Below are 23,058 nucleotides of genomic sequence, written 5' to 3'. Positions count from 1 at the left end.
GTTACTTGTTGCTCCAGTGGGATTTTTCGTAGGCGCTTTGCTCTTCCCGACCTAGCGGTTGCGAGGAGCAACCGCTGCGCACGAAAAAGTCTTCCCTACCTTCATATTGGATGAATACCGGCTTGCCGCTTTTGGATACCTTGACGCGGCATATCTGCGTGTCTTCAACGGTGGGGAAGCTGATTTTTACATGAGAGATCAGCCCCGCGCCGATGTACTTCTTGATGATTTCTACCAGGTGCAGCTCAAAGCCATCGATATTGGGTTTCGACAAGGTGGATATATCATCAACAAGGCCCAGCATGTTCTGGTTATCGTCCACTCCGATAAAAAGATTGCCGCCCTCGCTGTTCATGAAAGCAGAGATGGTTTTGGCAATCACATATTCCAGCTTTTTATTCACCTCTTTGGTTCGCAGGTCATAACGCAAGGTTGACTTGAATTCGACGGTATCGCTCTCTCCCGACAGGATCAGCTCTTGCACCTCTTCGTTGGCCGGCTCTTCGTGGCTAAGTTCAATGCGCGATTTAAGCTCCCGGTAGATCAGCTTCGCGCGCGCCTGCAAAAAGGTCTCGTAATCATTGCTTTCGATGCCGAAGCCTTCGACATCAATAAAATGGGTTTGCAAGGCTTTGTTGATCTGGCTGTTTTCGTCCTGAAAATCCGCTATATATTGCGACGGGGCTTTGGCGCCAATCTTGCGCTTGTTCAGGTGGTCGCTGACAAAAGTAATATTCACCAGGCTGTTGCTATTGAGCACCGTTTGGCTTTTCAGGTAGGCCTTGGGGAAGAAGTGATGATAATTCTTGCTGCTGGCCACCTTCAGCCATGAGTTATCGAGAATAACCTTGCCGTTATCCTGAAAATCCTTTGGTTCCTGATAGGCCAGCAGGCACAGCACGGCCTTGCAATAACTGTTGCCGGCGCTGAAGTTAGTATCTATCAAGGCCTGTGGCGAATCAAGATAAACCTTGATGTCACTGTAATCGGGCCGCTGGCCGGCGAGAATCTGGTCGATGCGCTTGATGTCCTGTGCCAGCTTTGATTCCGTTGAGCTGGAGTAGCGGGACGATAAGGAGATACGCCAAAAGAACTCCTCAAGGTACTTGCGATGGTCGCCACTTGGCTTGCCCTTATTGACGTGAAAGAAATAGGCAAAAGGCACCAAAAGTGAGTCATAAGGGAGCAACTGGGAAACCGGGATGCGATAGGTTGTGCGGAAATAATCGACGCTGTCCTTGAGAGCAGAAATTACGGAATCCCAGCTATCGATAATGCTTTGCTTATCCAGGGCGAGGATGGTTTTACGCTTGCATTCCTTGGTGCGGCTTAACAGCAGCGCCAACAGACTCAGCACCACACTGCTGGATATGCCTTCGTATTTTATTTCCTTCAGCTCCTTGATGAAACCTTCCCACTTCACCTGCATGTCGAAGTGTTGAGGCTCGTCGTAGGTCTTGGCGGACATGATTTCAAACAGGGTCAGGGTTTGACCGCCCGTGTTGATGCGGGTGAACACTTCGATTGCCGAATCAATATCTTCCTTTCTCAGGATGACGGTCGAAAAATCATAAGTGTCAAAGGCTCTGGAATAAGCATGGATATTCTTGAAGTCCTCATCGGAGAAGCGCTCCTTGATATCGGTCATTCTGTCCATAAAGTTCAATACATCGGATAACGAGATAAATTTTTCACCCGTTGCTTCTTCGGTGATTACTTGCTCATCGTTATCGTTGATATCGACATCAAGATTTACCACGATGCTGCCGTAGTCCGTAATCTTTTTCTCGCCGACTTTCTGGATATGCGCCCCCTGATAGGCTGCAAACAATGAGGTGATTCGTTGCTGTCCATCTAGAACATACTGAACTTTGACACCGTCGGGGGTGTCGGGAATGTTCAGATTGCCAACGTTCTTGATGTCGTTGATGCGCTCGTCTGTTTGCCAAAGGATAAAGGTGCCGATGGGATAACCCTTTAAAATGCTGTCCAGCAGCTTGGCTGTTTTATCGATGGTCCAGACAAAATCCCGCTGGAATTTCGGGATCTTGATGATGCCTTTCTGTATCTCATTGATGAGGTCAGAATATTTTTTTGAATCGGGTTTTGGTTGTTCAAAATTCATGTTTTATGCCGCCTGATACAAGGCTTGTTCCAGTTGGGTCAGGGCTTGCAGGTATTGCTGCTTGCCGCCGAAGAGTTTGATGATTTCTGTCGGGGTGCCGAACTGGTCGAAGGGATTGACCTTTAGCACCTTGATGTCTTCGATGTTCTCGATGCCTTCGTCGGCGTATTTGTCCAGCAGGGCGTCCAGCACTTTGCGGGCCTGCTCGCCATAATGTGTGAATACGTCGCGCTTTCTGACCTGTTTGGCGCGCTCGGCGCGGGTGAGCGGCGGCTGATCAAAAGCGGTGTGACAGATCATGTCGAAGATATCCATCTCTTTGCCGATGGCTTCCTTCAGGTTTTCCAGCACGATGCCCTGCTCAGTCAGCTCATTGATAATGGCTTGCTTTTTGTCGGCGCTATGCCACTTGTTGAGGAAGGCATCCAGTGAGTGGAATTGCTCGCGCACTTTCTGGCGGGTATAGTCCTTCAGGCTGCCGGTGATCAGTTTGCCGTTGCCGTCCATGTACTGGATGCGCTCGTTGAGGATAGCGACATTGATGCCGTTGACATAAAACTTGGGACGCGGTTCGCTGATGATCTCCCCACCGGTGATGATTTCCGGCGGTTCAGGCAACGGATCAAAGATGATCTCCTCTCCCGCTTCATCGGTGATGGTATCGCCCTCGGCGATTTCTTCTTCGGGTGTGTCAAAGTCGTCATCTTCGTCCAGCTCTTTCACGCGTACCGGGTCGCCGTCGAAGTCTGGGTCGGCAAACAGGTCGGTGACGTTGCGGAAATCAAGAATGGTGAAAAAGGTCTTGCCGAACTCTTCGTTGATGCGGGTGCCGCGCCCGATGATCTGCTTAAACTCGGTCATCGAGCCTATGTTGCTGTCGAGCACGATCAGCTTGCAGGTTTGCGCATCCACACCGGTGGTCATCAGTTTGGAGGTGGTAGCGATTACCGGATAGCGTTCTTCCGGGTTGATGAAATTGTCCAGTTCGCGCTTGCCTTCATCGTTGTCGCCGGTGATCTGAATGACGTACTTGGGGTTGTGTGCCATCAGGTCGCCGTTGGCATTGGCCAGCGCAGTACGCATACGCTGGGCATGGTCGATATCCATGCAGAAGACGATGGCTTTGTCGAAGCGGTTGGTTTTGGTCAGGTATTCGGTGATCTTGTTGGCCACGGCTTCGGTGCGCTCGTCGATAACCAGGCTCTTGTCGTAATCCTTGCGGTTGTAGATACGGTCATCCACCAACTGACCACTTTTATCAGTTTTGCCTGCCTCCGGTCGCCAGCCTTCCAAATCAACATTCAGGCCAACCCGTAGCACCTTGTAGGGGGCAAGAAAGCCGTCCTGAATGCCCTGCTTGAGCGAGTAGGTGTAAATGGGGTCGCCGAAGTATTCAGTGCTGGAAACGGTTTCGGTTTCCCTGGGCGTCGCGGTAAGGCCGATATGAGTAGCGGTTTTGAAGTAATCCAGAATTTCGCGCCATGCGCTGTCTTCCGAAGCGCTGCCACGGTGGCACTCGTCGATGACGATCAGATCGAAAAAATCAGGGCTGAATTCGCGGTAAGCGTCCTTGTCTTCATCGTAGTTGGTCAGCCCTTGATAAAGCGCCAGATAGATTTCGTAGGATTTGTCGATCTTCTTGTGCTTGATGACCGTCATTTTGTCTTTGAAATGACGGAAATCGCCGCGCCGGGTCTGGTCGATCAAGGCGTTTCGGTCGGCCAGAAACAGGATGCGTTTTTTGGCCCCGGCCTTCCACAGGCGATGGATGATCTGAAAAGCGGTATAGGTTTTACCGGTGCCGGTGGCCATAGTGAGCAGAATACGCTGCTGACCGTTGGCAATGGCCTCTACCGTTCGGTTGACTGCGATTTGCTGATAATAGCGCGGGCTACGACTGGTGCCGTCAAAGAAATAATCCTGGGCGCTGATACGTTCTGCTTCTGGCGAAGTGATGCCTTTGTAGCGTTTGTAACGCTCCCAAAGCTGTGCTGGCGTTGGAAAGTTGTGCAACGGGAGTTCGCGCTCGATACTGCCGCTGGCGGCTGTGCGGTCGTGTTCAAAAAAGCCATCGCCATTGCTACTGAACACCGAGGGGATATCCAGAATGGTGGCGTAATCCAGCCCCTGCTGTATCCCTGCCATGACCGAGTGCTTGTTGTCCTTGGCCTCGATGATGGCGACCGGGATATTCGGCTTGTAGTAAAGGATGTAATCGGCCCGCTTGCGCTTGCCGCGGGTGGTGAGATTACCCTTCACATAGATACGGCCATCGGTGAAGCCGACTTCCTCGCGGACTTGCTTCTGCATGTCCCAACCGGCTTGCTCCAGCGCAGGCGTGATGAACTTGCTGCAGATGTCGCGCTCTGATAGTGCTTTTTTATTTGTCATCCGATGGTCGGGTTCCCTTTGTTAGTTCGAGCTGGGCTGGGCAAAACAGTTGTGCTATATGGCATGCTTGATATTCCACTTGAACACGCACGCACGTCAAACAGTGTTATGCTGCGCGCTCAAACACATCTTATCCTATTTTAAACCCTATAAACTAAGTATAGCTCGGCAGTATAACACCAATCATCGTGCATGCTGCCTTTCCCACATGTCCGCTTTGGGGTCGTTTCTACCTTTGGTTCAACCCTACTCAAATGCCGATAGCAAGTTGCCCCCATCAAGCCACGGCGATCCCCGCCAGTCGCGAGCTAAAGCTGCCTCCAACAATCGTTAATGCGACCGTTAATGGCTATCTCGGATCGGAATCGGAACTCTGCATTGGGACTTACCAGACTAGTCTGATTCTTTAATGACGGGCTAGCGCTTCATCTTCCGTAATACTTCTCGAAGGCAACGAAATCGGAATATCCGGCTGCTGTTATGTGCTTAAACACACTACCGCCCGGGGATAACATCATTTCCCTGCGACAGCCCTGTCTGCGTTGTACTGCCTGTTCTATCGGCGGTCGTCTCGGCGACCTTAACCTGAGTTAACTAAATCTTGTAACAAATTGCAAAGAGAAAGGGCCTACCCTTTGGTAGACCCTTGATCCCGGTCAGCTTAGCCGTGTCAGGCGTTCTGCCTAGACGCGCCTCACTCCCACTCGATCGTCGCGGGCGGCTTGCTGCTGACGTCGTAGGTCACGCGGGATACACCAGCGATCTCGTTGATGATGCGGTTGGAGACTTTCTCCAGCAGCTCATACGGCAGGTGCGCCCAGCGGGCGGTCATGAAGTCGATGGTTTCCACGGCGCGCAGGGCGATGACCCATTCGTAGCGGCGGCCGTCGCCGACCACGCCGACGGACTTCACCGGCAGGAACACGGCGAAGGCCTGGCTGGTCTTGTGGTACCAGTCAGCGTTGTGCAGTTCCTCGATGAAGATGGCGTCGGCTTCTCGCAGGATGTCGGCGTACTCCTTCTTCACTTCGCCGAGGATGCGCACGCCCAGGCCCGGCCCCGGGAAGGGGTGGCGGTAGACCATGTCGTAGGGCAGGCCGAGCTCGACGCCGAGCCGGCGCACTTCGTCCTTGAACAGCTCGCGCAGCGGTTCGACCAGCTTGAGCTTCATGGTCTCGGGCAGGCCGCCGACGTTGTGGTGCGACTTGATCACGTGGGCCTTGCCGGTCTTGCTGGCGGCGGATTCGATCACGTCGGGGTAGATGGTGCCCTGGGCCAGGAAGTCGACGCCTTCGATCTTGCTGGCCTCGTCGTCGAACACCTCGATGAAGGTGTTGCCGATCGCCTTGCGCTTGGCTTCCGGGTCGGCAACGCCCTTGAGCTTGTCGAGGAACAGCGCTTCGGCGTCGACGCGGATCACCTTGACGCCCATGTGCTTGGCGAAGGTCTCCATCACTTGCCCGCCTTCGTTCTTGCGCAGCAGGCCGTTGTCGACGAACACGCAGGTCAGCTGGTCGCCGATGGCGCGGTGCAGGAGTGCCGCCACCACGGAGGAGTCGACGCCGCCGGAAAGGCCGAGCAGCACGTGGCGGTCGCCCACCTGGTCGCGCACCCGGGCGATCTGGTCTTCGATGATCTTGGCCGGGGTCCAGAGCTTCTCGGCGCCGCAGATGCCGACGACGAAGTGCTCGAGGATGCGCTGGCCCTGCAGGGTGTGGGTCACCTCGGGGTGGAACTGCACGCCGTAGAAGTGCTTCTCGGCCCAGCTCATGGCGGCGATGGGGCAGCTCGGGGTGGAGGCGGTCACGGTGAAGGTGTCCGGGGCACGGGCGACCTTGTCGCCGTGGCTCATCCACACGTCGAGCAGCGCCTTGCCGTCGTGGTCCACATGGTCCTTGATGTCGCGGAACATGTCGTCGCTGCTGTCGATGGTGACCTGGGCGTAGCCGAATTCATGCTTGTTGGAGCCTTCCACGGCGCCGCCGAGCTGCTCGGCCATGGTCTGCATGCCGTAGCAGATGCCCAGCACCGGCAGGCCCAGCTCGAACACGCACTGCGGCGCCCGGGGCGAGCCCTCGGCCACGGTGGACTCCGGCCCGCCGGAGAGGATGATGCCGTTGGGCTTGTACTCGCGGATCTCCTCTTCGGTGATGTCGAAGGCGCGAACCTCGGAGTAGACGCCGATTTCGCGTACGCGGCGGGCGATCAACTGGGTGTACTGGGAGCCGAAGTCGAGGATCAGGATCTTGTGGGCGTGAATGTCGGTCATCTGGGCGTCTCTTGCTGGCAGCGTATGGCGGCGGGCCGGATACAAAAGCGTGCGGCGGGGTCGTTTGACGTTGCCCCGCCGCTATTGAGTCCTGCTATGGGCTCAGCTGGCCCGGTAGTTCGGCGCTTCTTTCGTGATCTGCACATCATGCACATGGGATTCGGCGAAGCCGGCACCGGTGATCTGCACGAATTCCGGCTTGGTGCGCATCTGCAGGATGTCGGTGCAGCCGGTGTAGCCCATGGAGGCGCGCAGGCCGCCCATCAGCTGGTGGACGATGGCGCTCATCACACCTTTATAGGGCACGCGGCCTTCGATGCCTTCCGGCACCAACTTCTCGGCGCCCTCGGACTTGTCCTGGAAGTAGCGGTCGGAGGAGCCCTGGCTCTGGGACATGGCGCCCATGGAGCCCATGCCGCGGTAGGCCTTGTAGGTACGGCCCTGGAACAGCTCGACCTCGCCCGGGGCTTCCTCGGTACCGGCCAGCAGGCCGCCGACCATCACCGAGCTGGCACCGGCGGCAATGGCCTTGGCCAAGTCGCCGGAGAAGCGCACGCCGCCGTCGGCGATCAGCGGGATGTCGTAGGGCTTGAGCGCTTCGGCCACGTTGGAGACCGCGGTGATCTGCGGCACGCCGACGCCGGCAACGATACGGGTGGTGCAGATGGAGCCGGGGCCGATGCCGACCTTGACGCCGTCGGCGCCGGCTTCGGCCAGGGCGCGGGCGGCATCGGCGGTGGCGATGTTGCCGCCGATGACCTGGATCTGCGGGAAGTGCTCCTTGACCCAGGCCACGCGGTCGATCACGCCGCGGGAGTGGCCGTGGGCGGTGTCGACGATGATGGCATCGACGCCGGCTTCGGCCAGGGCGGTGACACGGTCCACGGTCTCGGGGCCGGTGCCCACGGCGGCGCCGACCAGCAGGCGGCCGTCGCTATCCTTGGCGGCGTTGGGGAAGGTGCGTGCCTTCTCGATGTCCTGGAAGGTGACCAGGCCGCGCAGGTGGAAGCTGTCGTTGACCACCAGCATCTTCTCGATGCGGTGCTCCTGCATCTTGGCCTTGATCTGCTCCAGCGGGGTGCCTTCCAGCACGGTCACCAGGCGCTCGCGGGAGGTCATGATGTCGGCCACGCTGTCGCCGTGGTTGGGCTGGAAGCGCATGTCGCGCTCGGTGACGATACCCACCAGGGTCTCGCCCTCCACCACCGGGAAGCCGGAGAAGCCGTGCTCCTGGGCCATGGCCAGCAGGTCTTCCAGCTTGGCCTTGGGCCCCACGGTGACCGGGTCCTTGACGATGACGCTCTCGTGCTTCTTGACCTTGCGCACCTCTGCCGCCTGCTGGGCGATGGTCATGTTCTTGTGGATGATGCCGATGCCGCCTTCCTGGGCCATGGCGATGGCCAGGCGCGCTTCGGTCACGGTATCCATGGCGGCGGAGACGAGCGGAATGTTGAGGTAGAGATCGCGGGTCAGGCGAGTCCGGAGGCTGACATCCTTGGGCAGGACCTCCGAGTAGCCGGGTACGAGCAAGACGTCATCGAACGTAAGAGCTTCTTGTGCCATACGTAGCATAATCGGCAACACCCAGTGCGCTGGTGGGAGGGGAGCGAAGTCAATCGACCATTATAACGGGCCTGCTCGGGGTGGGGCAATGCGTGCCGGCCCTGTCGGGCACCCGCGAGGGATGACGCTCTGGCGGAGGTCGCACACTTGGAAACATAAGAATACCTAGATATCACTTACAGCCACCGGGATGTGCACTAGCTTGAAAGTGCGTTACCACAGCCACTCAAGGATAGGAGTGAAGACATGAACTGGGACCAGGTTGAAGGGAAGTGGAAAGAGGTGAAAGGCAAGGCCCGCTCCAGCTGGGGCGAAATCACCGACGACGAGCTGGATCAGATCGGCGGCAAAAAGGACCAGCTGGTCGGCAAGATTCAACAGAAGTATGGCCTGGAGCGCGAGGAAGCCGAACGCCAGGCCGATGACTGGGCCAAGGGGCTCTAAGGCCCATCGGCCCTAAGGCCCATCAAAGCAAGCCAAGATCCTAAGTCTAAGGACAGGTCTAAGGAGATTGAAAATGCAGAAACATATTCTGACAATTGCCGTTGCAGCCATCGCCGGTGGTCTCACTTTCGGTGCCAGTGCTGAACAGGACGCCTTCGCCCCTCAAGGGCTCTATTCTGCGAATGACATCATCGGCGCCGATGTCTATCACGCCGATGACACCGACGAGGAGGTCGGTACCGTCGAGAACATCCTGTTGGATGAAGAGGGCAAGGTAGCCGCCCTGATCGTCAGCGCCGGTGGCCTCTGGGGCATGGGCGGTGACGATGTCGTCGTGGGCATCGAGCACTTCAGCATGGAAACCCATCGCGACGATGACGGTATTTTCGGTCAGGATGACGTCACCCACCGCATCCTGGTCAACGCCACCGAGGATCAGCTGGAGACTTTCCCGGAGTATAACGAGGATTGGTTCAACACCGAACGTGACCGCCGCGCTCAAGCGCATGGCGACCGCGAAAGCGCCTGGCGGACCACCGGCACGGCCGGCACCGGTGCCGTGGGCGATGGCGAAGGAATGCGCGACGATGATCGTAGGCAAGACGGTGAGCACAGGCAGGACGGTGAGCACAGGCAAGACGGTGACCGTAAGCGCGACGATGACGATGCCGAGTATACCGATGAGGATATCGAGGACGATTTCGATTGATCGTCTTGGGTAGGCTTCTACCCCTCTCATGATATCAATGCATGATATGAACGCATGAGGTGAACGGCGCCGGGCCCCAGGGCTCGGCGCCTTTTCTTGTGGGGCTGCTTTTCTTGTCGGACATGTCGCCATGCTAGAGTGGCGCCAAGGTTTCACCACAGCCAGGGTTTACCAGAGCCCAGGCTTCGTCAGGAATATGCCGCCATGCCGCCACCCGATACCCCCGCGCTCTCCGTCAGTGACGTGAACCGTCGCGCCCGGTCACTGCTGGAGCAGGGCATCGGCGAAGTCTGGGTGGAGGGCGAGCTGTCGGGGGTTTCCCGCCCCGCCTCGGGGCATGTCTACTTCACCCTGAAGGACGCCACCGCCCAACTGCGCGGCGCCCTGTTCCGCAACCGGGCCCGCTTCGTGGCCACCCCCATGCGCGACGGCGACCGGGTGAAGGTGCGCGGCCGGGTCTCGCTGTTCGAACCCCGCGGTGACTATCAACTGATCGCCGATGCGGTGCAGGCGGTGGGCGAAGGCGACCTGCTGGCGGCACTGGAGCGACTCAAGCAGCGCCTGGCCGCCGAAGGGGTCTTCGCCAATGCGCGTCCGCTACCCTATCCGCCTCGTCACCTGCTGGTACTCACCTCCCCTACCGGCGCGGCCATTCGCGATGTCATGGCGGTGCTGGCGGCGCGCTGGCCGCTGGCCCGGGTCACCCTGATCGCGGTGCCGGTCCAGGGCCGCGAGGCCGCCCCGGCCCTGGTCGCCGCGCTCGGCCTGCTCAACCGGCAGCAGGCGCTGGACCCGGCCCGCGACGTGATCCTGATCACCCGCGGCGGTGGCAGCCTGGAGGACCTCTGGGCCTTCAACGACGAGCACCTGGCGCGGGCGATCTTCCATTCCCGGCTGCCGGTGATGTCGGCGGTGGGCCACGAGGTGGACACCACCCTCTCCGACCTGGCCGCCGATGTGCGGGCACCGACCCCTTCCGCCGCCGCGGAGCAGCTGGTTCCGGACCGCCACGACCTGCTGCGCCGCCTGGTGAGCCTGGAGCGCCAGCTGCAGCGCGTTACCCAGGCCCGCCTGAACCGCGAGGCCCAGCGGCTGGACCACCTGCGGGCGCGGCTACGCCACCCCGGTGAGGTGCTGAATCGCCAGCGCCTAACCCTGGGGGAGATCGATGCCCGGCTGGCCAGGGCCATGCAGCGTCGCCTGGCCGACGAGCGGCGCCGCCTTGCCCATCTGCAGCGCCGGCTGGCGGCGCGCCCACCGCGGCGGGACGTGGAGCAGGCCGGCATACGACTCGCCGCCGCCCGGGCCCGGCTCGAACAGGCCATGCAGCATGCCCAGGCACGCCAACGCGAGCGCCTCAGCGGCCTGGTGCGGCAGCTGCAGGCGGTCAGCCCGCTGGCGGTGCTGGGAAGGGGATACGCCATACTGGAAGACGATCGGGGGCAGGTGATCCACCGGGCGATGGACACCCAGCCCGGCCAGGCGCTGACCGCTCGCCTGGGTGAGGGCAGGTTGCGCCTGGAAGTCAAAAAGCGCCTGGAATAGCCCTTTTCAGCCAGTAGTCCGATCCAACCAGGAGCCCACTCCTAGGAGACGGGCTTGAAGGTACTCGGCTCCAGCTCGTGGCGGGAGAGCAGCTTGTAGAAGTCGGTGCGGTTGCGACCGGCGATGCGTGCCGCCTGGGTCACGTTGCCCTCGGTGATCTTGAGCACCTTGACCAGGTAGCTGCGCTCGAAGGTGGCCCGGGCATCGTTGAAGGTGGGCAGCGCGCTCTCCTCCGCCGCCAGCGCCTGGGACACCAGGGCCTCGGGGATCATCGGCGAGCGGGTCAGCGCCACGCACTGCTCCACCACGTTGACCAGCTGGCGTACGTTGCCCGGCCAGGCGCAGGTCGCCAGCAGATTGAGCGCCTCCGGCGAGAACCCCTTGACGAACGGCTTGTGCCGGGCCGCTGCCTGCGCCACCAGGTGGCGCGCCAACAGCGGAACGTCCTCGGCACGCTCCTTGAGCGGCGGCAGGCGCAGGTTCACCACGTTGAGGCGGTAGAAGAAGTCTTCGCGGAACTCACCCTGATGCATGGCCTGGCTGAGGTCGCGATGGGTGGCCGAGAGGATGCGCACGTTCACCGGGTGCGAGGTGGTGGAGCCCAGCGGCCGGATCTGGCGTTCCTGCAGGGCACGCAGCAGCTTGACCTGCAGCGGCAGCGGCATGTCACCGATCTCGTCGAGGAACAGCGTACCGCCTTCGGCGGCCTGGAACAGGCCCTTGTGGTCGCTGACCGCACCGGTGAAGGCCCCCTTGGCATGGCCGAAGAGTTCGCTTTCCAGCAGCTGTTCCGGCAGCGCCCCGCAGTTGATCGCCACGAAGGGTTTGCTGGCACGGGGACTGGCGTCGTGAATGGCCCGCGCCAACAGCTCCTTGCCCGAGCCGGAGGGGCCGGTGACCAGCACGCTGACATCGGACGCGGCCACCATGCGCGCCTGCTCCAGCACCCGCTCCATTTCCGGGCTACGGGTGATGATACTGGCGCGCCAGGCGTCGTCGCCCTCTCCGCTCCCCCCGGGAGCGCCCTGAGCCAGGGCCTCGTCGATGGCGCTGAACAGCTCGTCGCGATCCACCGGCTTGGTGAGAAAGCTGAACACCCCCTGCTGAGTGGCATTGACGGCATCGGGAATCGATCCGTGAGCGGTCAGGATGATGACGGGCAGTCCCGGCACCTGGCGTTGAATGGCCTGGAACAGGGCCATGCCATCCATCTCGTCCATGCGCAGGTCGGAAAGCACCAGCTCGGGGCGCTCGGCATCCAGGCAGCGCAGCGCTTCCTGGCCGCTCTCTGCCGTGGTCACGCGAAAGCCGCGGCTCTCCAGGCGCATCCCCAGCAAACGCAGCAGGCTGATGTCGTCATCGACCAGCAGAATGTGGGCGCCGGTCACCTTGCTGCCAGCCATGCGCGCCGCGGCCTTGCGAGTCTCAATGCTTCGGTTTTGGGCCACATCCATCACGTCCTATCTCCAGGTCGCTCAGGGCGACTGCTGCCTCAGGTTGATATTCTGCTCGATGGCCGTCAGGGCCTCGAGCTTCTCGGCAAGTTGTTCGTTCTCTTCGCGCTGGGCGGCGAGCGCGCTCTGGGAGCGAGACAGCTGGCCCGCCATGGCGCGCCGCCCCTCCAGTTCGTTGCGCCAATAGCGCAGCAGCGGCTGCAACGTCTCCGGCGCCGCCCTCAGGTGGGTTTCGAAAAGTTCGGCGGCCTGGGACCACTGGCGCTCACTGCCCCAGGAAAGCGTGATGGCACGGGCCAGGTGGCGCGCGTCCTCACTGTCTATCAGGGCCTGCTCCACTTCGGTCAGCTTGGCGCTGCGCCAGTCGCCGTCTCCGCGCTGGGACGCCAGCCCCAGGGCGATCCATTCGGGCAGCAGGCAGGCATCCTCCTCGAAGGTCGGCACGGCACCAGGGCAGTCCGTGGCCACCGCCACCATCTCTTCCTCGTTGGCTTCGGTGCGCCCCTGCTCGGGCAGAAACTCGCAACCCGCAAGCCATAGGGCAGCGGCACAAGTAAATAGAAATCTGGTCTTCATGGTCAGTCGCTCCTTGCGTCCATGCCCGCTTCCAGGGGCTTCCTATTATTATCGCTGCTGGAGAGAGGCACCGACTGGCGCGGCAGCGTCAACCGAAAGCACACCTCCAGTTCCCGATCCTCAACCAGCTGGAGACGGCCATTGTGCAGACGGGCACAATCCGCTGCCACCGAGAGTCCGATGCCGGACCCCTTGAGCGGTCCCTTGCGTCGGGAACGCCCCTGGTAGAAGGGCTCGAATAGCCTGGGCTGATCCACCTCGGCGATGGGCTCACCGCTGTTGGCCACATCCAGTACCAGCCGCTCATGGCCGGCATGGGCGCGAATCAGAAGATCGCCACCGTCGTGGCCATAGGCGATGGCGTTCGACACCAGGTTGTCGAGAATGCGTCCCACGGCAGTGGGATCGATCACCCACTCCAGCGGTCCGTCGAAGGCCGTCACCCGCATGCGCTTCTGCTCCAGCGCCAGGCGGTGCTTGGTGAGGGTGGTCATCACCAGTGTCGCCACGTCAACTTGCGCCAGGGCAACTCGCTGGTTGTGCTGCAGCAGGTTGTAATCGAGCAGTTGCTCGATCAGTCGCTGCAGCTCGCGGCCACTGCTGTCGATCAGCGAGAGGATCTCGCGCTGTCGCGGGCTGAGCTCGCCGGCCACCCCGTCGGTGAGCAGGGCGGAGCCTTCGCGCACGCTGGCCAGGGGGGTCTTGAGTTCGTGGGACATATGACGCAGGAACTGCTGCTTCTGGGCCTCCAGGTCGTTCAGCCGGGTCGACAGCCAGTCGAGCCGGTCGCCCAGTTGGACCAGTTCCGCCGGGCCCTGGATATCCTCGGCCTCGGCGCCGTCGACACCGCTGCCGATGCCCAGGATGCGTCGCTCGAGCTGGCGCACCGGGCGGATGATCAGCCAGCTGAACAGCAGCATCAGCGTCAGGCTGGCCGACACCAGCGCACCGGTCTGTAGCCACAGCCGGGACTGAACGGCCACGGCCTGAGCCCGGATCATCTCGATGCGATCGTCGATATGCTGATTGGTTGCCTGACGCATGGCATCGGTGTGCTGGGCGAAAGGCCCGAACAGGGACAGCCAGACATCCAGCGCCTCGGGCTCCAGCTCCGGCAGTTGCGAAAGCAGCAGCAGCTGCTCTTCCAGTGCCTGGACGTCGCTGTTGCCGGGCAGCAGGCGACGCTGCTGGGCGAGCAGCTCATCGAACTCGGCGTGACGCTCGGCATAGATATCGAGCAGGCTCTCCTGCTCCACCACAGCGTACTGACGCGCACTACGCTCCATCTCCAGGGCAAGGCTGCTGAGCTGGCGCGCACGGCGTGTTTCCTCGATGGCCTGACGGGCACTGACATCGGCCAGGCGTGACAGCTCCGAGAGCGCCTGCCCAGCCTGGAACATCACTACACCCAGCGGCAACATCACTACTAAAAATGCCAGCAGCACCAGCTGCGGCAGGGAGCGCGGGCGCCAACGGCGCGAGACCCGTTTGGTCATGACCAGTGTTCTATTCAGTAGAGAGGGGACCAACATTGGTTCATGCCTGCAGGATAACAGATTCCACGCTCTAACCGCGCCTGGCCAGTCCTCGGTGCGTCTCCCCCTTGGTATCACAAGGGTATGAAAAAAAAGAGGCCGGCATGGCCGGCCCAAGTACGCAGGGAACTGAAGGGATTGAAAAATATGGGCATCGATCGCCTGGTCGAGCCATGTCCATACTTTCCATGAGCCCGAGGGCTCCGAAGCACCGTACCGACCCTTGGCCACCAGGAGCGTCCGGTACGGGTGGGCGGCGAACCGCCCGGCTTCGTTTTCCATGTCGCCACCGCCGCGAATCGTATCGCCAGCGATGCCGTGCTGTTCGATCCCCCGAGGGGGATGAGGCATCCTTGCCGGGGCTTCCTTGCCCTTCTGGTACCATTCCGTGCCTTACTGGCGGTACCCGTCTCATCGCAACCTAAGTTACACATCGCGGAGCAGACGCTGATCATCGTTTGGCCCGGGTGCACAGGGCATGGGGGGTGGTACCCGAGCTTCCCGATGATCAAAAGTGGTTCGAGCCGTTTGAACCACTTCCGTTGCTCACCCTGCACATTGCTAGAGCCGTGCCAGGAATCCTGCAAAACCTATAAAATCAATAATTTGAGACGGTGAAATAAGAAGCGTGAGCGCAGCGGGCCAAGATAACCGTCGGAAATGGAGGTTAGCACCCCCCTTTCTGTCACCAATCAGCGACACCGAAATCACCGCAATGTAAATAGCCATGATAATCATACGGTTACGGCGTAGCTTTTTAGAGACAGTTTTTCGGCCAGCGTAGCCCAGTGGCGACAGCGCCGCAGCCGGCGGGGCTTGCCGGTGCGGCGATGGTGACGTTCAGGCGAGGGATTTGACGAGAATCTTCGACTTGCGGGCGTGGTTGTAGGTGTCGCGCTTCAGCGGTGGCAGCGCCTCGATATCGGAGGGGCGGAAACCGTGATCGACGAACCAGTGGGCGGTATGGGTAGTGAGCACGAACAGCGACGTGAGCCCGAGCCGACGCGCACGACGCTCCACGCCGGCGAGCAGGAGCGTGCCGCGGGCACCGCCACGGTAGTCCACATGGATCGCCACACAGGCCAGTTCGCCCATCTCGGCCTCGCCGAAGCAGTGCAGCGCGGCACAGCCGATGATCATGCCGTCGCGCTCGATTACCAGGTAGTCGTCGATCTCGTGCTCCAGGCGCTCGCGGGAGCGTGGCACCAGCATGCCGTGGTGCTCCAGCGGTTCGAGCAGCTCCAGCAGGCCACCGATGTCACCCAGCTCCGCGGGACGCAGTTGCTCGTAGCGGTGCTGGGTGATCATGGTACCCACGCCGTCTCGGGTGAAGAGCTCACCCAATAGGGCGTCATGGTTGTGCCATGACAACAGGTGGGTACGTGCCACGCCGTGGCGAGCGGCAGCGCAGGCCGCCGCCAGGTGGCGTGCCGCTTCGCTGCCAGGCACGGACTGCGCCAGCAAGGGCTCCGCCTCGCCGGGGGTGAGCTGTCGCTGCAGCGCGCCGCTCTCGTCGTAGAGGCCGTCGGCCTCGCCCAGCAGGATCAGCTTGTCGGCGCCCAGCGCCATGGCAGCATGCTGCGCCACTTCGGAGGCATCCAGGTCGAAGACCTCGCCGGTGCTGGAGAAGCCCAGCGGCGGCAACAGCACCAGGGAGCCGCGATCAAGCAGGCCCTGGACGGCGGAGGTACGCACCCGGCGCACCTCGCCGCTGTGGTCGAAGTCGATGCCTTCGCGCACACCCAGCGGCTTGGCCATCACCAGGTTGCCGGAAACCGCCGTCAGCTCGACGCCGTGCAGCGGTGTATTGGGCAACCCCAGGGAGAGCCGCGCCTCCAGCCACAGCCGCTGCTCGGCGGCGACACGCTGGACGCATTGCATGATGGCGGCATCCGCCACCCAGCGGCCATCGTGGCGCAGCGGTTCGATGCCGGCCTCGTCCAGGGCCAGCTGTACCTGGGGCCGGATGCCGAACACCACGACCAGGCGCACGCCCAGCGTATGCAGCAGCGCCAGGTCCTGGATCAACTGCTCGCCTCGCCCGCGCGCCATGGCTTCGCCCTCGATCAGAATCACGAAGGTTCGCCCTCGGTGTGCATTGATATAGGGCGATGAGTTACGGAACCAGTCGACGAAGGGGAAACGAGTATCCAAGGCCGCTCTCCGGCAGCAGGTGGAAGGGAGGGTGCAATCATCTTCGACTATATCAGAGCCGCGAAAACGGCGGCAGCCTAGCCTGCCACCGTCTCGCCGAGTCACTCAGCGGGCATCAGCCGCCGAAGACCGCCTTGAACAGGAAGAAGAACATGATGGCGAGGCCGGCGCCGGCCGGCAGCGTGATCAGCCAGGACATGACGATGGTGCCGATCACCCGCATGTTGAGGGCCGCCATGCCGCGGGCCAGGCCCACCCCGAGCACCGCCCCCACCAGGGTGTGGGTGGTGGAGATCGGCAGCCCGGTGCCCGAAGCCAGCACCACGGTGGTGGCGGCCGCCAGGGTGGCGGCAAAGCCTCGGCTGGGCGTCAGCTCGGTGATACCGGTGCCCACGGTGGCGATGACCTTGTGGCCATAGGTGACCAGGCCCGCCACGATACCGCCGCCACCCAGCACCAGCACCCACCAGGGCACCAGCGCCGACGCATCGATGACGCCGTCGCTGCGCACCACGCTGATTACCGCGGCCAGCGGCCCCACGGCGTTGGCTACGTCGTTGGAACCGTGGGCGAAGGCCATGGCACAGGCGGTGAAGATCATCAGCACACCGAAGACCCGCTCGACGTTGTCATAGCCGAATTGATCGTCGGCGCGACGCTCGCCCTTGACCCGGTTCTCCAGAACGATGCCAATGCCCATGACCCCGACCCCCAGCAGCACCGATAACAGCAGGCTCTGGCCGAAGGTGAAGTTGAGGCCCACATGAGTCAGGCCCTTGGTCAGGGTCACCATGGAGACGATGAAGCCGACCAGGAAGATATAGAACGGCACGGTGCGCTTGGCGGCGACGAAGGGGTCGCGGGCCTCGAAGATCAGGTACTGCACCGACTTGAACAGCACGAAGGCGATGGTTCCCGCCAGCAGTGGCGAGATGACCCAGCTCGAGGCGATGGTGCCGACCCGGTTCCAGGCCACCGCCTCCATGCCCAGCCCCACCGCGCCGAAGCCGACGATGGCGCCGACGATGGAGTGGGTGGTGGAGACCGGCCAGCCCTTGGCCGAGGCGATCAGCAGCCAGATGGCCGCCGCCAGCAGCGCCGAGAGCATGCCATAGACCAGCAGCTGGGGGTTGGCCTGCAGCAGGTCCGGGTCGATGATACCGCCGCGAATGGTCGCGGTTACCTCGCCACCGGCCAGCCAGGCACCGAGGAATTCGAAGATCACGGCGATGATGATCGCCTGCTTGATGGTGATCGCCTTGGACCCCACCGAGGTGCCCATGGCATTGGCGACATCGTTGGCGCCGACGCCCCAGGCCATGAAGAAACCGAAGAGGCAGGCAAGGATGATGAAGATTTCACCGTGCTGCGCAATGATCGACATAGGGGGTGGTTCCTATGTGGCTGTCAGAGAGGAGACATCAGCCCGGGATTGCCGGACAGGACGATGCCCTATCGAGCAGTGAGTATCTGCAGGCGGCTGCCGACGCGCTCGGCACGATCGGAGAGTTCACCTACCCAGTCGATGATCTTGTACAGAAAGACCACGTCCACCGGCTTGAGTCGGTCTTCGAGCTCGAAGAGTCTGCGGCGAATGGCCACCTGCTGGGTGTCGGCCTGCTGTTCGAGGATGTGCAGCTCACGGATCAGGTTCTGCATCACGTCGGTGACGTGGCGGCCGAAACCGGATTCCAGCAGGTCCTCCAGCTCTTCCAGGGCCTGCCGGGCCTGGGCGACACAGGCCACGGCGGTGCGCATGTAGTCGCGCATGGGCTGGGCCAGCTCGGCGGGCACCTGCATCTTGCGACCCAGCATGATGCCGGTGATATCGCGCACCTTGTTGGCGATCTTGTCCTGGACGGTGATCAGGTCGAGCAGATCGCTTCGCGAGACGGGCAGGAATAGCGTGTTGGGCAGGTTGAGGCGCAGCTCGGTCTTGAGGGTGTCAGCCTCGTGCTCGAGCCGGGTGACTTCCTCGCGGATCCGGGCGGCCTCCTCCCAGTCTCCATTCAGGCTGGCTTCGAAGAAGGGAAGCAGCTGCTCGGCACACTCGCTGGCCTTGACGATGTGGGCCAGCAGCGGCTGGAACGGCGAGCGGCCGAACATCGCGGAAAACGGATTGGGCTTTACCATGGCGTATCATGCGCTTGTGAAATGGCGGCGCCAGTATAAAGACTGGCAAGCTGTTACGTCATGAAAAAATTACACCAGCCACCCGACGACGGCGTGAACAAGGAGTGTGCGACATGAGCCAAGAGGTCGAAATGAAGCTGGCACTGGGCCGGGACGGTCCCGAACGACTCTGCCGCCACCCGCTGCTGCAAGGCCAGCCGGAAGCGACGCAGCGGCTCGCCAATACCTACTTCGACACGCCCCGGGGTGAGCTCGAAGCCGCCAGGATGGCCCTGCGGCTGCGCCGATGCGACGACGCCTGGGTACAGACCCTGAAGACAAGCGGCGAAGTCGGCGGCGGCCTGAGCCGGCGCGGCGAATGGGAGTGGCCGGTGGCAGGGGGCGCGCTGAATGAGGGAGCGCTGGACCGGCAAGGACTCGCCGCCCTGCCGCCCATGGCCGAGCTCGGCACCGACGTGCTCGAGCGACTGGAGGCGCGCTTCACCACGGACTTCGAGCGCCGGCTCTGGCTGCTCGACCACGCCGGGGCCACCATCGAGGTGGCACTCGACCAGGGCGAGATTCGCGCTGCCGGCCGTGTCGTGCCGATCCGCGAGCTGGAACTGGAGCTCAAGACGGGCGACCCCGCGGCACTATGGGACCTGGCGCTGGCCTTGGCCGAGACGATCCCGCTGCGCCCCGCCGATGCCAGCAAGGCCGCCCGTGGCGGCGCCCTGCTGAGTGGTCAATGGACGCTACCCGAGGGCGACACACCCACCGGCTGCCTGCACCGTGCCATCATGGCGCTGGACGCCCTGGCCGACACCCGGGATGACGCCTGGCGCCCGATAGCCGCCGAGGCCATGCAGCGGCTGGCCGCCGATGACACCGCCAAGGGCGACGCCGCCGAACTCGCCGCGGCCCTGGCCGGCCCCGGCTGGCTGACCCCTGCCTTCGGCCAGGCCGCCCTGCGCCTTGCTCGTCGACTCGATAGCACCGAAGGAGCCTCACCGTGAACGAACCTCTCCAGCCCGCCGGCGGCGGCCTGCGCACCCGCCTGTTCCAGATCATCTTCGAGTCGGACACCCCGCTGGCCAAGGGCTTCGATATCGCCCTGATGGCAGTGATCCTGGCCAGCGTACTGGTCGTGATGCTGGATAGCGTGGAGGGCTGGCACGCCGCCTATGGCGACCTCTTCTACTGGCTGGAGTGGGGCTTCACCATCGCCTTCACCGTCGAACTCCTCATACGCATCTATATTCTCGACAAACCGCTGCGCTACCTGAGGAGCTTCTATGGTGTCGTCGACGTCATCGCCGTGCTGCCCACCTGGCTGCTGCTGCTGGTCCCCGGCACCCAGACCCTGGTGGTGGTGCGCCTGCTGCGGATATTGCGCATCTTTCGCGTGCTGAGGCTGATGCAGTTCGTCGGTGAAGCGCAGCTGCTGCTGGATGCCCTGAAGCGCAGCACGCGTCCGATCTTCCTGTTCCTGTTCAGCATCTTCATGCTGGTCACCATCTTCGCCTCGGTGATGTATGTGATCGAGTCCGCCGAGGCGGGGTTCACCAGCATTCCTACCGCCATCTACTGGGCCATCGTCAGCCTGACCACGGTGGGCTACGGCGATATCGTGCCTGCCACGCCGCTAGGCCAGGCCATCACGGTCATACTGATGCTCACCGGCTATTCAATCATCGCCGTACCCACCGGGGTGTTCTCGGCCCAGGTGATCCGCTCGTTACGCGAGGACCGCTACTCCGAGCAGGCCTGCCCCGGCTGCGGCTACGACCGCCACGAGAAACGCGCCCGGTATTGCCTGAAATGCGGCACCTGGCTGGATGAAGAAACGCAGGACCCCAATGCGCCAGAGACGGATGGCGAGCGGCGAACCTGATTCCGCCGCCCGTCACACCCTGAACGGCTCCAGGTCGCCACGGCCCTCGCGCACGATGGTCGGCGGCAGCTCGCGCAGGTCGACGACGCTGGTGGCCTCCAGCTGGCAGGCGCCGCCATCGATGATCAGGTCGAGCTGATTACCGAAGCGGTCCCGGATCTCTTCGGGATCGGTCATCGGCAGCGCCTCGCCTACCGGGATCAAGGTCACGCTCATCAGCGGCTCGCCCAGGGCGTCGAGCAGCGCATGGGTGATGCGATGGTCCGGCACACGTACGCCGATGGAGCGCCGCTTGGGATGCAGCAGCAGTCGCGGCACTTCGTTGGTGGCGTTGAGAATGAAGGTATAGGCCCCGGGCGTGTGCGCCTTGAGCAGGCGGAAGACGGCGTTATCCACCTTGGCGTAGGTACCAATCTCGGAAAGGTCGGAGCACACCAGGGTGAAGTTGTGCTTGTCGTCCAGCGAACGCAGTCGCTTGATCCGCTCGACGGCCTTCTTGTCGCCCAGGTGGCAGCCCAGGGCGTAGCCGGAGTCGGTGGGATAGGCCACGACACCGCCATCGCGAATGATCTGAATGGCCTGGTCGATCAGACGCTTCTGGGGGTTCTCCGGGTGCAGCTGGAAATACTGGCTCATGGTCACTCCCTGTTGGTCTGCGTTCAATGCGGGCTTCCCCCGATCGTTCAAACCGCCAGTTTATCCTGCGACCGGGCCCTGCGCGACTTCACGACACGACTTCACGGCGCGGCAATGCTGCCGCCGGGCGGGACGTCGTCGCCAAGGGAAGCCTCGATGAAGGCCGCGATCCGGGGGTGGGTCCATACCGGCGCCACCGCGGTACGCGGTACCGGGCTCATGCTGCCCGGCGCCAGGTGGCCGCCGGGGAAGTGGAAGTCGCTGCCCACCGAGGCGAAGAGCCCACGGTCGGCGAGCTGCCGGGCCAGGTCGCGGGTCACGTCGGCGTTCTGGAAGCCGCTGACCAGCTCCGCCGCCTGGCCGCCGGCCTCGGCGAAGGCGTCCAGCAACAGCCCCCGCTTGCGGCGGGTCAGCCCGTGGCGCAGCGGATGCGCCAGCACCGCGACACCGCCGGATTCGAGAATCCAGCCCACGACCTCGGCCAGGGCGGGCCAGTGCGCCTTGACGTCGCCGGCCTTGCCACTGCCCAGGTGTTTCTTGAAGGCGGTCGCCATGTCCGGCACCACGCCCGCCGCCACCAGTGCGCGAGCGAAATCGGGCCGCCCCAGCGGCCGGTGCGGCCCGGCCAGCTCCCGGGCGCGGGCCAGGGCGTTGGGCAGGCCGATCTTCTCGAGCCGCTGACCGATCACCACGGCCCGGCTCTCCCGGGCTTCGGCCTGTGCCAACAGCCCCTCGGCCAGGGCACCGCTGGCGCCCCGAGGCAGCAGGCCCACCACATGAATGCCGATGCCGGACCATAGGGTCGAGAGTTCGGTGCCCGGCAGCAGGCGAACGGCCAGCCGGCCGGCCGTCGCCTGGGCCTCGGCGATGCCGGCCATGCTGTCATGATCGGTGAGCGCCATCAGCCGAACGCCGCGCTCGGCGCACAGGGCGACCACGTCGGCGGGCGCCAGGGCGCCATCGGATGCGGTGGAATGCATATGAAGGTCGACCCCGAGTGGCGTGGGGTCGCCCGAGAAACTGGCAGGTAATGGAAGCATGGGCATGACGCAGAGGGGCGACTTTGTCAGAATAATGGTCCCCATGGTGCGCGCCCGACGATAGCCGGTCAACGTCAGCACCCCGTTGGAGACCTGCGGCTCACGCCGCGCATGACCGAGGAAACACGGCGATGCTCTACGCAATCATCAGTGAAGACGTCAAGAACAGCCTGGAACGCCGGCTGGCCGCCCGCCCGGATCACCTGGCACGCCTGGAGAAGCTGCGGGACGAAGGTCGCCTGGTGCTGGTCGGCCCCCACCCTGCCGTAGACGCCGAAGACCCCGGCGAAGCCGGTTTTACCGGCAGCCTGGTGGTGGCCGAATTCGACAGCCTCGAGACGGCCAAGGCCTGGGCCGACGCCGACCCCTACATGATCGCCGGCGTCTACGCCAAGGTGACCGTCAAGCCGTTCAAGAAAGTGCTGCCCTGACCCGCATCCAATAACGACATGAGCGTCTCCTGACGTACAGAGGCGGTGCTATCCACAGCGCTTACCCACAGCGCATTACCCACAGCTCCTGTGGATAACACTGTTGAAACGCCGCGGATGCCTGCCGCTATCCCCCATGGCAGCCCGCTGAAATGAAATCGATCACATATTGAGCAGCGC

General features: G+C 62.5%; 18 protein-coding genes. 6 read left to right on the top strand and 12 right to left on the bottom strand.

Features of this window, described 5'->3' with window-relative positions; translation table 11 throughout:
• Position 1 precedes the first annotated feature (1 nt).
• From LY622_RS12480 to guaB, 4 genes are all read right to left on the bottom strand, one after another.
• Positions 2-2,125 (bottom strand): GmrSD restriction endonuclease domain-containing protein, encoded by a 2,124-nt coding sequence (locus LY622_RS12480; protein ID WP_234291177.1) that lies wholly within the window; start codon positions 2,123-2,125, stop codon positions 2-4.
• Positions 2,126-2,128: 3 nt separating this feature from the next.
• Positions 2,129-4,516 (bottom strand): EcoAI/FtnUII family type I restriction enzme subunit R, encoded by a 2,388-nt coding sequence (hsdR, locus tag LY622_RS12475; RefSeq protein WP_234291176.1) that lies wholly within the window; start codon positions 4,514-4,516, stop codon positions 2,129-2,131.
• Between the two features lie 694 nt (positions 4,517-5,210).
• Positions 5,211-6,785, bottom strand: coding sequence for a glutamine-hydrolyzing GMP synthase (guaA, locus tag LY622_RS12470; protein ID WP_234291175.1), 1,575 nt, complete (start codon positions 6,783-6,785; stop codon positions 5,211-5,213).
• 102 nt (positions 6,786-6,887) lie between these two features.
• On the bottom strand, positions 6,888-8,357 hold the full coding sequence (gene guaB, locus LY622_RS12465; protein WP_234291174.1) for an IMP dehydrogenase: 1,470 nt from the start codon (positions 8,355-8,357) through the stop codon (positions 6,888-6,890).
• Between the two features lie 237 nt (positions 8,358-8,594).
• On the opposite strand from guaB, the gene LY622_RS12460 reads away from it, so the two are divergent.
• The 3 genes from LY622_RS12460 to xseA all read left to right on the top strand — a co-directional run bounded on the left by LY622_RS12460 (position 8,595) and on the right by xseA (position 11,046).
• Positions 8,595-8,792, top strand: a complete 198-nt coding sequence (locus LY622_RS12460) for a CsbD family protein (protein WP_234278985.1) — start codon at positions 8,595-8,597, stop codon at positions 8,790-8,792.
• A 73-nt stretch (positions 8,793-8,865) separates the two neighbouring features.
• The gene (locus tag LY622_RS12455) at positions 8,866-9,501 is read left to right on the top strand and encodes a PRC-barrel domain-containing protein (protein ID WP_234291173.1); all 636 of its coding nucleotides are present in this window, start codon (positions 8,866-8,868) and stop codon (positions 9,499-9,501) included.
• A 204-nt stretch (positions 9,502-9,705) separates the two neighbouring features.
• Positions 9,706-11,046, top strand: coding sequence for an exodeoxyribonuclease VII large subunit (gene xseA / locus LY622_RS12450; RefSeq protein ID WP_234291172.1), 1,341 nt, complete (start codon positions 9,706-9,708; stop codon positions 11,044-11,046).
• Positions 11,047-11,087: 41 nt separating this feature from the next.
• Here the strand turns inward: xseA and glrR are convergent, their stop codons facing one another.
• The 6 genes from glrR to LY622_RS12420 form a co-directional block, all read right to left on the bottom strand.
• Entirely contained in the window at positions 11,088-12,449 is a 1,362-nt protein-coding gene (gene glrR / locus LY622_RS12445; protein WP_234291198.1) for a two-component system response regulator GlrR, read from the bottom strand.
• A 72-nt stretch (positions 12,450-12,521) separates the two neighbouring features.
• Positions 12,522-13,076, bottom strand: a complete 555-nt coding sequence (locus LY622_RS12440) for a hypothetical protein (RefSeq protein ID WP_234291171.1) — start codon at positions 13,074-13,076, stop codon at positions 12,522-12,524.
• A gap of 2 nt (positions 13,077-13,078) precedes the next feature.
• Positions 13,079-14,572, bottom strand: a complete 1,494-nt coding sequence (locus LY622_RS12435) for a sensor histidine kinase (RefSeq protein ID WP_234291170.1) — start codon at positions 14,570-14,572, stop codon at positions 13,079-13,081.
• 879 nt (positions 14,573-15,451) lie between these two features.
• Positions 15,452-16,765 (bottom strand): amino-acid N-acetyltransferase, encoded by a 1,314-nt coding sequence (gene argA, locus LY622_RS12430; protein WP_234291169.1) that lies wholly within the window; start codon positions 16,763-16,765, stop codon positions 15,452-15,454.
• Between the two features lie 115 nt (positions 16,766-16,880).
• Positions 16,881-18,149: an inorganic phosphate transporter gene (locus LY622_RS12425; protein WP_234291168.1), complete on the bottom strand. Its 1,269-nt coding sequence runs from the start codon at positions 18,147-18,149 to the stop codon at positions 16,881-16,883.
• Positions 18,150-18,217: 68 nt separating this feature from the next.
• Complete coding sequence (locus LY622_RS12420) at positions 18,218-18,898, bottom strand: TIGR00153 family protein (RefSeq protein ID WP_234291167.1); 681 nt, start codon at positions 18,896-18,898, stop codon at positions 18,218-18,220.
• Positions 18,899-19,011: 113 nt separating this feature from the next.
• Between LY622_RS12420 and LY622_RS12415 the strand changes: the two genes are divergently transcribed.
• Positions 19,012-19,893 (top strand): CYTH domain-containing protein, encoded by an 882-nt coding sequence (locus LY622_RS12415; protein ID WP_234291166.1) that lies wholly within the window; start codon positions 19,012-19,014, stop codon positions 19,891-19,893.
• On the top strand, positions 19,890-20,771 hold the full coding sequence (locus tag LY622_RS12410; RefSeq protein WP_234291165.1) for an ion transporter: 882 nt from the start codon (positions 19,890-19,892) through the stop codon (positions 20,769-20,771). Before LY622_RS12415 ends, LY622_RS12410 begins: the two co-directional genes overlap by 4 nt.
• Before the next feature lie 12 nt (positions 20,772-20,783).
• On the opposite strand, the gene LY622_RS12405 is transcribed toward LY622_RS12410, so the two are convergent.
• Together LY622_RS12405 and LY622_RS12400 are read right to left on the bottom strand one after the other, a co-directional pair.
• Positions 20,784-21,407, bottom strand: coding sequence for an L-threonylcarbamoyladenylate synthase (locus tag LY622_RS12405; protein ID WP_234291164.1), 624 nt, complete (start codon positions 21,405-21,407; stop codon positions 20,784-20,786).
• A gap of 101 nt (positions 21,408-21,508) precedes the next feature.
• Positions 21,509-22,453: a PHP domain-containing protein gene (locus tag LY622_RS12400; RefSeq protein WP_234291163.1), complete on the bottom strand. Its 945-nt coding sequence runs from the start codon at positions 22,451-22,453 to the stop codon at positions 21,509-21,511.
• 125 nt (positions 22,454-22,578) lie between these two features.
• Here LY622_RS12400 and LY622_RS12395 point away from each other — a divergent pair, with 125 nt between their 5' ends.
• Positions 22,579-22,878 (top strand): YciI family protein, encoded by a 300-nt coding sequence (locus LY622_RS12395; RefSeq protein WP_234278973.1) that lies wholly within the window; start codon positions 22,579-22,581, stop codon positions 22,876-22,878.
• Positions 22,879-23,058: the final 180 nt, after the last annotated feature.

The sequence above is a fragment of the Halomonas alkalisoli genome (assembly GCF_021412585.1).
Taxonomy (GTDB): domain Bacteria; phylum Pseudomonadota; class Gammaproteobacteria; order Pseudomonadales; family Halomonadaceae; genus Halomonas; species Halomonas alkalisoli.
This window is presented reverse-complemented; position numbering and strand designations above follow the sequence as displayed.